Origin of the sequence: Actinocorallia longicatena, from assembly GCF_039534125.1 — a bacterium.
Lineage (GTDB): Bacteria > Actinomycetota > Actinomycetes > Streptosporangiales > Streptosporangiaceae > Actinocorallia > Actinocorallia longicatena.
In genome coordinates, this window is the sequence record NZ_BAAAUV010000010.1 from 20162 (window position 1) to 32595 (window position 12434).

The following is a 12434-nucleotide window of genomic DNA, read 5'->3' on the forward strand; positions in this document are numbered from 1 at the left end:
GGGTCGTCGCCGTTCCGGTCACAGCGTCGGCACGGCTTTCGCCTCCTTCCGGACGTGTGTCGCTGGGGAAGGTGACGGGCACGCCGACGGCGGCCGTTTCGCCGGAGGCGATGCCCGACGGCGATGCAATCCGAACGCGTCGAGAAATTCTCAGAAACAGAAGTCCAGTTGCGAGGCCTTGCCCTGTTTCCTCTGCAGTCCCAGTGATCGATGCGCTTCACGGCGAGAGCGGCCGTTCGGGCACGGAGAGTGTCGCAGTTGGGGACGGAACAGGGCCGGATATGAGCCTATAGCGGTGTTTGTGGTGTTCGCGGGGGTGATGCACGCTGCCCGAGGACGGCCAGGAACCACGCTTCGACGATGCGATGGCGCCAGGTGATCGCGTTCTTCTTCCCGGTCGTCCCGGGCTGTCCGGCGCTGGGGCCGGACATGCCGCAGGCCGGTGGATCCATCAGGATCCGCCGGCGGTTCGCGACGGCCGGGAGGCACGGCGATGGGATTCATGCGGTACAAGAACACCGGCTTCAGCTCGGCGGCGGCACTGCCGTCCGATGCGTTCCACGGGATGTTCCTGCGGGGGGACCGGCTCGTGGCGACCTCGGGAACGGACATCAGGTACGAGGGTCTGATCGGCGGGTTCGACTCGGCGAAGCTGAACGCGATCCCGGAGCCGTTCAAGAGCGCGTGTGACGGGATGCTGATGCTCCCGGTCACCGGCGGGTCCTGGCAGACGGTGTTCTTCAAGGGCGACCAGGCCTGCTGGTACCACTGGGACAACAAGGTCGTCAGCCAGGGCTCCTGGACGGCCCTGGCCAAGGGCGGCCCGGCCTGGAACACGATGCTGCCCGCCGGCTACAGGACGGACGTGGACGCCCTGCTGATGGACTCGGTCGGAGAGTCGGCTGCGTGGCGGACGTATGTGTTCAAGGGTGACCGGGTCGCCACCATCGACTGGGCGACCGGATGCACCCGGGACTGCCGGATCTACGAGGGCGCCCAGCCGACCGCGGGCTGGGCGAGGCTGCCGGCCGAGTGGCTGCGGGATTACGACCACGTGCTGCCTCTGCCGAGCGTGGCGGGCGCCAAGCGCAGCCTGCTGATCAAGGGCGGCAACGGGTGCGTGTTCAACTGGAACACAGGCCCGGAGAAGACCGGGGCGCTGACCACGGTGCTGCCCGAGCTGACGGCCCTGCCCGCGCCCTACACCACGCAGTACAAACCGATCGTGGGCCGCTGGGGCAATACGGCCGCGCCCAACCCTGTCACCGTGCGCGGCGATCTGGACGGCCTGGGCGCGACGCGGCAGTTCAGCGGCGACATCGACCAGATCAGCGGCGCGACGCGGAGTCCCCTGTACTCCTTCCGGGTCCCCGCGCCGGACATCGTCGTCTCGGCCACCGAGGTGACCGCCACCGGCAGGGTGCAGTGGAAACCGGCCTGGGTCGGCTGCACCGCCAAGATCACCATTCCGCGGGTGACGCAGTCCGCCTCCGCTCCCGCCCTGCGGTTGGAGCTCCGTTTCGACGACGGCAACACCCCCACCTACGATCTGCCTTACCAGTCGGCGCACCTGCGCACCATCGACCTGGAGATCGACGCGATGGCCGGCCGGGCCGCGCTGGCGTCCTATGACACCGCCACCGACGCGGAGGCCGGTCCGCCCGACTACGTCGACCGGCAGCTGACCATCGCCTCCGCGTTCGCTGAAGCCGGCATCGAATTGCGTGCCGCGGGCACGGTCAACGAGGTCGGCACCGCCGACGCCGGTATCGACCTGCGGTGGTCGGACTCCGAATTGCACACCGCGATGCTCCACAACTTCTCCGGCCACGCCGAGACCGAGCAGTGGAAGCTGTGGGCGTTCGTGGCCAGCCGGCACGTCAACGACAGCACGGGCGTCATGTTCGACGTCAACGAGGGCAAACAGCGGCAGGGCATGGCCGTCTTCTACGACCAGATCAACAACGAACGCGGCTACTTCAAGCTGGGCCTGTACGTCCACGAGCTCGGCCACTGCCTCAACCTGCAGCACTCGTGGCAGAAGGGCGACTCCGGGGCCCCGCTCGGCCCCCGCGACGGCCGCGGCGACCTGTCCTGGATGCAGTACTGGAACATGTACATCGCCGAGGACGGCAGCAGCGGCTGGGACGTCTTCTGGAGACGGTTCCCGTTCACCTTCACCGCCAACGAGCTCGCCCACCTGCGGCACGCCTTCCGCTACGACATCATCCCCGGCGGAGCCAACTGGGCCGCGCAGGGCAGCGCCGCCTACGCCACCACCGACCGGGCGCTGGCCGCGATGGACGCCCCGATCTCCGACGATTCCGGGCTGGCCCTCACCCTGTCGGGCCGGGCGTTCGCCTACGGCGAGCCGGTCACCGTCGAGATCAAACTCGCCCGCGACGGCCGTGACGTCACCGTGCACCGCGAGCTGTCGCCCAAGAGTGAATACCTCACCATCGCCATCACCGCACCCTCCGGCATCACCCGGCCGTTCCGGCCCCTGGCCCGCCACTGCAAGGGGCACGGCGACGACGCCCTGACCAGCCTGACCGCCGAGGTGCCCGCCCTGTACGAGTCGGCCTACCTGGGCTCGGGCGCCGACGGCCAGTACTTCACCGACCCCGGCCTCTATCGCGTCCGCGCCGTCTACTCCGCGCCCGACGGCTCCCGCGTCGTGTCCAACGACCTCCAGGTCCGTATCCGGCTGCCCCTCACCGGCGACGACCGGGACGCCGGTGAACTGCTCATGGACGACCAGACCGGCACCCTGATGGCCCTGCTCGGTTCCGACTCACCCGCCCTTCAGGCCGGGAACGACGCTCTGGCCGAGCTGTCGGACCGGTTCGCCGGCCACCCTCTGGCCGTCTACTCCCACCTCGCCCAGGGCGCGAACGCCGGACGAGACTTCCAGCACATCGTCGACGGCCGGATCGAGGTCCGCCCCCCGGACACCAAGGACGCCGTCGCCCAGCTCAGCGCCGCCATCGATGCCTCCACCGGGCCCGAGGGCCTCAACAACATCACCCTCAACGCCACCATGCGCCGCCTGGCCACCGTCCAGGCCAAGGCCGGTGACCTCGCCGAGGCCGACGCCACCCTGACCCGCCTCGTCGACCACTTCCGCGACGAAGTCCCCGCCGCCGTCCTGGAGACCATCCAAGCCCAGGCCGACGCCACCCGAGAAGACATCCTCCCCGACCAGGACATCACCCTGCCCTGACCAGACGCAACACCCGGTGGCCGGCGCCAGGCACCGAAGGAAGCGCCGGCCGGGCCGCCGTGAGGCCTCCCGCCGATCGGATCGGCGGGAGGCCTCACGGCATCGCGTTGGAGCGTCTGGTTCAGGCGCGGTTGGAGTTGCCGGCGTTCTCGACGTTGGATGCGATGGAGTCACGGATCCGGGGGCAGGTGAACGAGGCGATTTGCCGGAAGATCTGGACCGGGCTGGGGGCGGGCGGCCGGGTGCGGATGCAGGATCTGCCGGTGCCGGGACCAGACGGGAAGTCGCCGTTCAACGAGTTGAAGAAGCCGGCGAAGCGGCCGACGTGGACGAAGTTCCGGGACCAGCAGAGGCATCTGGAGTGGGTGGACGGCCGGGCCGACACCGATGTGCTGGCGCGTTCCTACCACGGGGAGGCCAAGCGGCTGGCGTTGATCACGTGTCTGGTGCATCAGGTGCGGGGCCGGGTCGGGATGATCTGACGCAGATGCTCTGCAAGCGGCAGGCGATCAATGTGAAGAAGGCGAAAGCGAAGCTGGAGGACTTCCATCAACGGCAGCGGCAGCTGATGGAGAAGCTGATCCTCAATTTCGGGGAGGTGCTGCGGGGTCTGGCGCCGTCGGGCCCGGTGGCGGGGTCGGAGGATCTGGCCGCGCGGATGCTCGGGGTGGCGATGGAGGCGACCAAGGATCACACCCCCTCCACGCCCGCGGATCAGGCGATCGCGTCTCAGACGGCGGCGCTGGTGGCGCTGGTGAAGGCGGTGCGGGCGCAGTCGATGGGGGTGGGGTCGGTCCGGGAGACGGTCCAGGCCCAGAGCGGTTCGACGCCCTGCTGGCGGAGATCGAGGAGTTGACGACCTACCGGGACGGGAACTACGAGCTGCTGGTGCAGGAGTTCTTCAAGGGGTGGACAACCGTGAACAGGTCCGCGAGTTCCTGACCTCGCGGCGAGCCAAGATCAACCCCGAGCAGGCCGCCTCGACATGACCGCCGAACCCGGCCTCACCCTCACCATTCACGCCGCCCAACCCGGCTCCCCCTCCGAACAAGCACTCCGACTCCTCTCCTCCTGGGCAGCCACCCCCCCACACACCCGCACCTCACACCGGCGCCTGAACCCGCACCCACCGGCAGTGAGCGCACCAGCGCAAACTGAGGTTCGCCCCTGCAGGGCTTCGGCCTCCCCAGGCGTAAAGGAGTGGCTGCGGAAGCGAGTCGGTGGCGTGTGCCTCTACCAGGCGACCTCGGTGACGTCCGCCGAGGTCGTGATGCGGGCGATGCGCCACAGGCCGAGCCAGCTGTCGGGGAAGACGGACGGGTCGAGGAGGGCGGCGTGGGCCTGTGCGTCGGGGTCGGCGCAGGCATCGGCGCAGATGGCGACCTGGTAGCCGATGTCGTGGGCCCAGCGCGCGGTCGACAGGACGGTGCCTGACGTGGCCACTCCGGCGATCACGATCCGGCCGACACCGGCGTCGCGGAGCCGCTGGTCCAGGTCGGTGCCGGCGAAAGCCGAGAACGTGGACTTGGCGAGGACGGGCTCGTGCGGACCACGCTCCACCAGGGGATGCAACTGCTCGGTCATCGGCCCAGGGGCGACATGGAAGACCGGCATGCCCGCATCCCTGGCGGCTCGCAGGGCCTTGGCGGCGTTCTGGGCCACGCCGGGGTCGTGGCTGTAGTTGTCGACGATGTAGGTCGCGAAGTCCAAGGTGAGGAAGGCAGTGCCGGTGCGGCCCGCCGAGCCGTCGGTGGTCATGGGTTCCCTTTCCTGTCCGGAGGGCGCCCACTAAGTGGAGACATCGCCCCGTTTTGGCGCAGGCTACCATAAGCGGAGATAGCGCCCCGTTTCTTGGAGGAGGTGCCGTGCCGGCTCAAGGCAGGCCGCTGCGGGCGGACGCCCGTCGCAACCGGGACCAGATCGTGCAGGCAGCACGCCAAGCGTTCGCCGCCGAGGGGTTCGGGGTGCCACTGGACGAGATCGCGCGGCGCGCCGGCGTGGGGCCGGGCACCCTCTACCGGCACTTCCCGACCAAGGAGGCGCTGTTCGAGGCGATCGTGCGCGAACGGCTCCTCCTGCTCGTGGAAGGGGCCAAGGCCGCGCGCTCGCGACCCGATGCCGCCGGCGCCCTGTTCGGCGTGATCGAGGCGATCGTGGCCGACGCCCAGGCCAAGACCGAGCTGATCGACGCCCTCACTGGCGCCGGCATCGACGTCCAGACCGAGGTCGCCGCCACGGCCGCCAAACTGCGCGAGGAAGTCGACGCCCTCCTCCGACGGGCGCAGCACGAGGGCTCGATCCGGGACGACGTCGGCGCGGCCGAACTCATGGCCTTGATCGGCGGCGTGATCCTCGCCCTGCGCGGCCCGCAGGCCATCGACCCCGCACGCGCCCTCGCCGTGATCCGCGACGGCCTACGCCGGTCCGCCTGAACGCCTCACCTAGCCGGTCCGCCCCCATCCGGCAGGCATACCTCCATGTACGTGATAACTGCCTGTTATCACGTACATGAGCGCCGAGCGATCAACACCGAGCTGCGGATCCACCCCCGCGGCCGATGCACGACTCGGTCATGTTATCCGGTACATCGCTCCGAAGATCGGCGGTGGGCGATGAGCGGCGCGAAGGTCACCGCGCTCCGCGGCTCCGCGATCAACCTCGGCGACGCTGCCGATGAGTTCCTCGGCACGCACCGGGTCTCTAACGACGACAAGACCCGCCACAAGAACCCCCGCACCGCCATGCGCTACCCCCGCCCCGGCGGCGAAGCCGCCGCCGAAATCACCGGCATCCTCGCCCCGCCCTGTCGCAGTCACTGAGCAGCCGGAACGCTCTCAAGATCTACTCATTGTGGGTTTTGGGCTTATGTGGGCTGGACCCCTAGACGCTTCTCCGAGGTGCCGGAGCAGGTCACTCCGGGGCGCGCCGGAGGCTCGCCGGATCCGTGGCCGTGATCGGATCCGGGATCTCGAGGTGGGACGTCACACTCACCCTGACGTTTCTTATTATGCATTGAATTTATGAATAGTGGATTGTACGGTGTGGGCACCCCGCAGCGAGGCCGGCTCCGCGCCCCCACCCCTGGAGAGCCCTATGAACACTTCATCGACCTGGACCAGGAGAGGGACCGCCATGGCCGCGGCCCTGCTGCTGTCCATCACGGCGGCGGCCTGCTCCTCTGGAGACACAGGCGAAAGCCATGACGGGCCGCTGCGGATCGTGATCAACTCCGGGGCGACCCCGCCGATCCTGCCGCTGGTCGCCGAGAAGAACGGCGACTTCACTCGTCAGGGGCTCCAGGTGAAGATCACGGCCCTGCCGAGCACGAGCATCACCACGTTCGCTCCGGCTCTCGGCCGCCAGTACGACATCGCGTGGGGCACTCCCGCCGATGTCATCGCCGCCAAGGCCCAGGGCCATGACCTCACGGTGATCGCGAGCGCCTATGTCGACAGCACCGAGCACTCCCAGGCGCAGATCTTCGCCGCCAAGGGCAGGAAGATCACCTCGTTCGCCGGTCTGGGCGGCAAGCGCATCGCGACACCGTCGCTGTCCGGGACGCTCTACCTGTCGGTCGTGACCGCGCTCAGGAAGGCCGGCATCGGCACCAAGGCCGTCACGCTCGTCGAGGTCCCCTTCCCGAACATGCTCGACCAGCTCAACGCGGGACGTGTCGACGCCATCGCGACGATCCAGCCGTTCATCGGCGGAACCAAGGCCGCCGGCCACACGCCCCTGGGCGACCCGTTCCTGTCGGTCGCCTCCCCCGCCGTCACCGGCATGTGGACCGCCGACCGCGCCTGGGCGGCGAAGAACCCCGACAAGGTCGCGAAGTTCGTGGACGGCATGGACGCCGCCGACTCCTGGGTGGCCTCCCACGACTCCGAAGCCCGTGCCTTCCTGGCGGCCACCCTCAAACTGCCGCCGCAGCTGATCGCCGGCATGCCGCTGCCCGACTGGAAGTCCGCCATCACCCCGGACGACCTGACCCCGTGGATCGACGCGGTCGAGGCGTCCGGCCAGGTCAACGGCAAGCTGCCGAAGGCCACCGACCTCGTCGTCCAGCGGGCCGGGTGACGGCGGCCTCGCTCGCTCCCACACACTCCGGCCTGCCCCGGCAGGGCCGGTACTGACCTCGGCCGCGCCCGCGACCGATCGGGGGAACCACCCAATCCGGATCTTCCGGTACAGCGAGAGTCCTTCACCATGACGGCGCATTCCCAGCCCCGCCTCGCCACGTCGGCGCCGCGCCCGCTCCCCGCGGCCCTGGCCGGTCTCGGCGCGGTGCTCCTCCTGATAGCCCCGCTGGGTCCCGGCTGGCTGTTCAGCCCGGCGAACCCGGCCGCCGGCATCCCGGCGATCACCCTGAGCTTCGCCGACCTCCACCGCCTGACCAGCTCGGGCCCCGTCCCGACCAACTGGATCCAGGAGAACTACTTCTCCTGGCTCGGGTGGGCGCTCATCGCGGTGACGATCCTCACCACCGCCGCGGGCGTCCTCCTCCGCAGGCGCGAGCTGAACAGCACAGCGGCCGCCCTCGCCGCTCTGGGGATCGTCCTCACCGTCCTGGCCGCCAAGGGCACCCTCACCTGGTCCCAGTTCTCCGACGAGACCCCGCACATCCGTGTCGGCGTCTATCTCCTCCAGCTCGGCTACGTCCTGATGATCGCCGCGGCGGCGACCGCGCAGAAGCGCCGCTGACCCGAATCCTCGTAGCACGTCGCCTTTGCCCCGGTGTCCCCGACGCGGATACCAGGGCAAAGGCGACGCTCGGAACCGAGTGGGGTGCGGATCATCAACCATGGCACGGTGGCCGGGAAAGTCTCCGATGTCAGTGGGGTCGGCGATGCTTTGGGCGTGGAGTATGTATCCAGAGTGCCACGACCGCCGCTGGACGCGCTGATCGACGACCTCTACTACCTGGAGGGGGCGCCTCCGTACGCTCGGCTGACGCTGCCGCCGACGCTGGCGGCGTTGCTCATCGTCAACCTCGGGGCGCCGTTCCGGATCCGCGCCGGTACCGACATCGAGACGGCCGAGTACGCCGACGGCTGCGTGATCACCATGCCCACCCGCGCGTACGAGTTCGGCTACCCGGTCCCGACCCGCTCCGTCGGCGTGCACCTCAAGCCGTGGGGACTGGCGCCGTTCCTGCCGATGCCCGCGGTGGAGCTGTGCGACCGGCCGGTGACGATGGAGCAGGCCTGGGGCCGGGCCGCCGCCACCGAGTTGCGAGACCGGCTGGCCACGGCGGACGCACCGCAGGAGATGCTGACGCTGCTCGAGGAGGAGCTGATCCGACGGCTGTACGAGACCGCAGGGCTGGGGCTGGTCCGCCATACGAGCAGGGTCATCGCGGCGGCCGGCGGGGCCGTGTCGATCGGCGGCCTGAGCGTGGCGGCCGGTGTCAGCAGCACGCATCTCGCGCGGCGATTCAAGGAGCTCATCGGCGTCACGCCCAAGCGGCTGGCCCGCACCTGCCGCTTCACCGCCACCGTGTTCGCGATCGACCTCGCCGGACCGATCGACTGGGGCGAGCTCGCCGGTGACGCGGGCTACTTCGACCAGGCTCACTTCGGCCACGAGTGCCGGGAGTTCACCGGGCTCACCCCGACCCGGTACCTCGCGGTCCGGCGACGGTTCCTGCGCGAACATCCCGGCCACGCGATGGACGGCTGGCCGCTGCCGGCGGATTGATTTCTTACAAGAACCGCAGCTCACGGCCCGCTAACTTGGGGCGTCCCCAAGAAAAGGAGTGCCCCATGGGCAAGGTGGTCATGTACGGCTCGGTGTCGGTGGACGGCTTCATCGCGGACGAGAACGACCAACCCGGACCGCTGTTCGACTGGCTCTCCAGCGGCGACGTCCCGTTGGACGAGAGCGGCCACCTGACGGTGTCGCAGACGTCGTATGACTACATCCGGCCGTACTGGGACCAGATCGGAGTCACGATCGCCGGCCGCCATGTCTTCGACCTGACGGACGGCTGGGACGGAGTCCCGCCGAGCGGCATCGACCACGTGGTCGTCGTGACGCACCGGCCGATGCCCGAGGGCTGGAGCCCCGAGTCCCCGTTCCACTTCGTCGACGGCGTCGAGGCGGCCGTCGCCAAGGCCCAGGAACTGGCGGGCGACCGCATCGTCGAGGTCGCCGCCGGCGACGTCGGCGGCCAGGTCCTCGCCGCAGGCCTGATCGACGAGGTCCGCATGGACGTCGCACCCGTCGTCTTCGGATCCGGCAAACGCTACTTCGGCTCGATCCAAGCCCAGCACCTCCTGGAGAACCCCGACACGGTGATCCAGAGCAACCGGGTCCTCCACCTCCGCTACCAGGTCCGCCGCTGACCGGTGCGGAGGACGACCTGGGCGTCCTTCCTCCGCCTCGACGGCTACCTCGCCGGCATGGTGTTCGGCAGGTCATCGTGGGTTCGGCCGTCTCCTAGGCTGGATGCTCCAAGTGACGGACGGGAGACCCAGGTGAGGGTGGACGAGGTGATGGCCGAGCTGGCCGCGCTCGAGGATCCGAGGGCACGTGAGGTCAATGAGCGGCATGGCGACGATCACGGGGTGAATCTCGGTAAGCTGCGGGCGCTGGCCAAGCGGCTGAGGACTCAGCAGGATCTTGCGGTCGGGCTCTGGGCGACCGATGACACCGCCGCGAAGCTGCTGGCTCTGCTGATCTGTCGTCCGAAGGCCTTCGAGCTCGGTCAGCTGGACGCCATGCTGCGTCAGGCGCGGACCCCGAAGGTGCACGACTGGCTCGTGAACCATGTGGTGAAGAAGAGCTCGCACGCCGAAGAGCTGCGCGTGGCCTGGCTCGCCGATCCCGGTCCGGTGGTCGCGAGCGCCGGGTGGGCGCTCACCACCGAACGCGTGGCGAAGGCACCCGAAGGTCTCGACCTCGACGGCCTTCTCGACGTCATCGAAGCCGAGATGAAGAACGCCCCGGACCGGCTCCAGTGGTCGATGAACCACTGCCTGGCTCAGATCGGAATCGAGCACCCCGCTCTCCGTCCTCGGGCCCTGGCCATCGGCGAGCGTCTCGGGGTCCTCAAGGACTACCCCACGCCCCCGAACTGCACCTCCCCGTTCGCCCCCACCTGGATCAACGAGATGGTCCGCCGCCGAAGCACCTGAGGATCCAGGTGGTCAGAGGTCGAGGGGCGTTCCGGTGATCTCCTGGGCCCAGAGAAGGTCGGTGAGGCGGGCGGTGGCCTTGGCCAGGTGCCTGCGGTAGGTGGAGAAGGAAAGGTGGAGGGCCTCCGCAGCGGCCTCCTGGGTGGGAGCCGGGTGGAGGTAGGTACGGTCGAGGACGCGGCTGAGCTGCAGCGCTCGGGGGTCGTCCCCCAGATGGCCGACGGCCGCGAGAAGGGTGGCGCGCAGGTCGGCCGGGGTGGGTTCGGCGACCAGGGCGGTGCCCAGCAGGGGGCTGTTGGCGAGCCGTTCGGGACGGTTCAGATCGGCGAGTGCCTGCCGGACGGCGCCGTCGAAGCGGGCCCGGTCGAGGGGGGCCGGGCGGAGGAGTTCGGGAGGCGGCGGTCCCGTCGCGCCGGTGAACTTCCGTTCGGCCACGAGGTCGGACCAGCGCTCGACGGGCAGGCGGCGCCAGTCGACGCCGTAGAGGGTGCGCGTGGGACCGGCGGCCGAGGCGACGGTGGCCAGCCTGCTGAACGCCAGGTAGTGAAAGATCGGACCCCAGTAGTCGGGATCGGTGGTCGCGGTGAACGACCAGGCGAGTGGCCGGGTGGCCCAGCCGACGGTCGACATGACCGATCCTGCGAGCTTGGCGTGCGGGTCGCGTTCGTGACCGTTCACGCCGATGACGTAACGGGCGATGCTGATCTGCTCCCCCGGCCGGGGCGGGCAGACGGCGTCCGCGGTCTCCAGCGCGGTGCGCAAGACGGGATCGGCGTCGAGGAGGGCGGGGGCGGCCGGCCAGACGCACTCGAAGGCGCAGGCGGCCAGTCCATCGAGCGAGCGGACGACCACGAGGTTCTCGGGCTGCTCCGCCAGCCAGAGCGCGGCGAGTTCGGCGCTCTCGGTGCCCTCGAAACGCTCGATGAGGGCGAGCACAGCAGGGTGATCTTCGTGACTTCCGGGCGTCACGGCCACCGTCCGGTGCTCGGGCAGCGTCCAGACGTGGCCTGCCAGGGGGCTCCCGCGCAGCAGGAAGACCTTCTGGTGGGCGGCGATCCAGCGTTCCCTCGCTCCGATGCGGCGCAGGCCTGCGAGGGCGTGGCTGTAAACGATGCGGTGGACTCGCCTGTGGGAATCCGGTGAGCGGCGGCGAAGGTCGGCGGTGAGGAGATCGCGGACGAGGTCGTGGGCGTGCAGGCCGTCGCTGCTTCGGCTGATGTAGGGCCGGCTCTCCAGCCAGGCCCAGACCTGCGGTGCGCGTTCCCCGACGGCCCGCCGGAGCAGGTCCTCGGTGGTGAGCCAGGCGTACGCGCACACCGCCAGGCCGATCGCGTGTTCTTCGTCGGGCACCACGCCGACGATCCTGGTGACCAGCGCGGCGACCAGGTCGGGTGCCTCGCTCAGCTCGTCGGGTGGCGGGCCGTCGGCCGCGGCGTCGGCCAGGAGCGCCAGCACGAGCGGATGGCCGCAGCCGAGCGCGGCCAGGCGTTCGGAGAGCGACGCCGACATCCCGGCACGGCTGAGCAGCTCGAGACTCTCGGTCCTGCTCAGCGCCGCGAGCTCGCGGCAGACGGTGAGGGCCCGCCATCCCGGATCGGCGCGCCATTGCGGGTTCGGCGGATCACGCCCGGCCAGAACGACGACCGTTTCCGCCGGGACGGATGGCAGGAACTCCTCGCGCATCCAGCCGTCCAGTGTGGCGAGGTATTCGTAGCCGTCCAGCAACAGGACCTGGTCGGTGCGCCCGTCGCCGTCGGAGACCGCCTTGCGGAAGGCCTCGGGCGAGCAGTCGACGGCGCACCCTTCGACGGACACCACGTGACGTCCGGCGGCCTGCGCCCTCATGCGGAACTGGCCGAGCAGCGTGGTCTTCCCGATCCCGCCCGGCCCGTGGAGCAGCAGCACCCGGCGCGGTGTTCCGGTCTCGAGCACATCGGCGAAGACGGCGAGTTCCTCCGCCCTGCCGACGAACGCCCGCCGTCGCGCCTCGTCGATGACCGCCGCCAGATCCTCTGCCATCACCACTCCCACAGCCGCGGCCCCCAGGCTAACGCCGCGACCGTCCCGCGGACAGC

Annotated in this window: 12 protein-coding genes; 10 read left to right on the forward strand and 2 right to left on the reverse strand. The window is 69.7% G+C overall.

Annotation, left to right across the window (positions count from 1 at the left end):
• Positions 1–493 precede the first annotated feature (493 nt).
• The 3 genes from ABD785_RS21130 (at position 494) to ABD785_RS21140 (ending at position 4079) form a co-directional block, all read left to right on the forward strand.
• Positions 494–3223: a hypothetical protein gene (locus tag ABD785_RS21130; protein ID WP_344830971.1), complete on the forward strand. Its 2730-nt coding sequence runs from the start codon at positions 494–496 to the stop codon at positions 3221–3223.
• 107 nt (positions 3224–3330) lie between these two features.
• The gene (locus tag ABD785_RS21135) at positions 3331–3705 is read left to right on the forward strand and encodes a hypothetical protein (protein ID WP_344830974.1); all 375 of its coding nucleotides are present in this window, start codon (positions 3331–3333) and stop codon (positions 3703–3705) included.
• Positions 3706–3710: 5 nt separating this feature from the next.
• Positions 3711–4079, forward strand: coding sequence for a hypothetical protein (locus ABD785_RS21140; RefSeq protein WP_344830977.1), 369 nt, complete (start codon positions 3711–3713; stop codon positions 4077–4079).
• 377 nt (positions 4080–4456) lie between these two features.
• On the opposite strand, the gene ABD785_RS21145 is transcribed toward ABD785_RS21140, so the two are convergent.
• Positions 4457–4981, reverse strand: a complete 525-nt coding sequence (locus tag ABD785_RS21145) for a cysteine hydrolase family protein (RefSeq protein WP_344830979.1) — start codon at positions 4979–4981, stop codon at positions 4457–4459.
• Between the two features lie 164 nt (positions 4982–5145).
• Here ABD785_RS21145 and ABD785_RS21150 point away from each other — a divergent pair, with 164 nt between their 5' ends.
• From ABD785_RS21150 to ABD785_RS21180, 7 genes are all read left to right on the forward strand, one after another.
• Positions 5146–5655, forward strand: coding sequence for a TetR/AcrR family transcriptional regulator (locus ABD785_RS21150; RefSeq protein WP_344830982.1), 510 nt, complete (start codon positions 5146–5148; stop codon positions 5653–5655).
• Positions 5656–5835: 180 nt separating this feature from the next.
• A complete protein-coding gene (locus ABD785_RS21155; RefSeq protein WP_344830985.1) occupies positions 5836–6042 on the forward strand; it encodes a hypothetical protein in 207 nt (68 codons plus the stop codon).
• A 274-nt stretch (positions 6043–6316) separates the two neighbouring features.
• Positions 6317–7300, forward strand: coding sequence for an ABC transporter substrate-binding protein (locus tag ABD785_RS21160; protein WP_344830987.1), 984 nt, complete (start codon positions 6317–6319; stop codon positions 7298–7300).
• A 129-nt stretch (positions 7301–7429) separates the two neighbouring features.
• Positions 7430–7924 (forward strand): hypothetical protein, encoded by a 495-nt coding sequence (locus tag ABD785_RS21165; RefSeq protein WP_344830989.1) that lies wholly within the window; start codon positions 7430–7432, stop codon positions 7922–7924.
• 174 nt (positions 7925–8098) lie between these two features.
• A complete protein-coding gene (locus ABD785_RS21170; RefSeq protein WP_344830991.1) occupies positions 8099–8920 on the forward strand; it encodes a helix-turn-helix domain-containing protein in 822 nt (273 codons plus the stop codon).
• Between the two features lie 65 nt (positions 8921–8985).
• Complete coding sequence (locus ABD785_RS21175; protein ID WP_344830993.1) at positions 8986–9567, forward strand: dihydrofolate reductase family protein; 582 nt, start codon at positions 8986–8988, stop codon at positions 9565–9567.
• Positions 9568–9717: 150 nt separating this feature from the next.
• Positions 9718–10359, forward strand: a complete 642-nt coding sequence (locus ABD785_RS21180; RefSeq protein ID WP_344830996.1) for a DNA alkylation repair protein — start codon at positions 9718–9720, stop codon at positions 10357–10359.
• Between the two features lie 12 nt (positions 10360–10371).
• Here the strand turns inward: ABD785_RS21180 and ABD785_RS21185 are convergent, their stop codons facing one another.
• Positions 10372–12378, reverse strand: coding sequence for an ATP-binding protein (locus tag ABD785_RS21185; RefSeq protein WP_344830998.1), 2007 nt, complete (start codon positions 12376–12378; stop codon positions 10372–10374).
• Between the last annotated feature and the right edge of the window lie 56 nt (positions 12379–12434).

What these genes read in the sequence shown, in the direction of transcription:
- ABD785_RS21130 (WP_344830971.1), top strand. Translation starts at nt 494, where the DNA reads ATGGGATTCATGCGGTACAAGAACACCGGCTTCAGCTCGGCGGCGGCA.
- ABD785_RS21140 (WP_344830977.1), top strand. Translation starts at nt 3,711, where the DNA reads ATGCTCTGCAAGCGGCAGGCGATCAATGTGAAGAAGGCGAAAGCGAAG.
- ABD785_RS21145 (WP_344830979.1), bottom strand. Translation starts at nt 4,981, where the DNA reads ATGACCACCGACGGCTCGGCGGGCCGCACCGGCACTGCCTTCCTCACC.
- ABD785_RS21155 (WP_344830985.1), top strand. Translation starts at nt 5,836, where the DNA reads ATGAGCGGCGCGAAGGTCACCGCGCTCCGCGGCTCCGCGATCAACCTC.
- ABD785_RS21160 (WP_344830987.1), top strand. Translation starts at nt 6,317, where the DNA reads ATGAACACTTCATCGACCTGGACCAGGAGAGGGACCGCCATGGCCGCG.
- ABD785_RS21165 (WP_344830989.1), top strand. Translation starts at nt 7,430, where the DNA reads ATGACGGCGCATTCCCAGCCCCGCCTCGCCACGTCGGCGCCGCGCCCG.
- ABD785_RS21175 (WP_344830993.1), top strand. Translation starts at nt 8,986, where the DNA reads ATGGGCAAGGTGGTCATGTACGGCTCGGTGTCGGTGGACGGCTTCATC.
- ABD785_RS21180 (WP_344830996.1), top strand. Translation starts at nt 9,718, where the DNA reads ATGGCCGAGCTGGCCGCGCTCGAGGATCCGAGGGCACGTGAGGTCAAT.
- ABD785_RS21185 (WP_344830998.1), bottom strand. Translation starts at nt 12,378, where the DNA reads ATGGCAGAGGATCTGGCGGCGGTCATCGACGAGGCGCGACGGCGGGCG.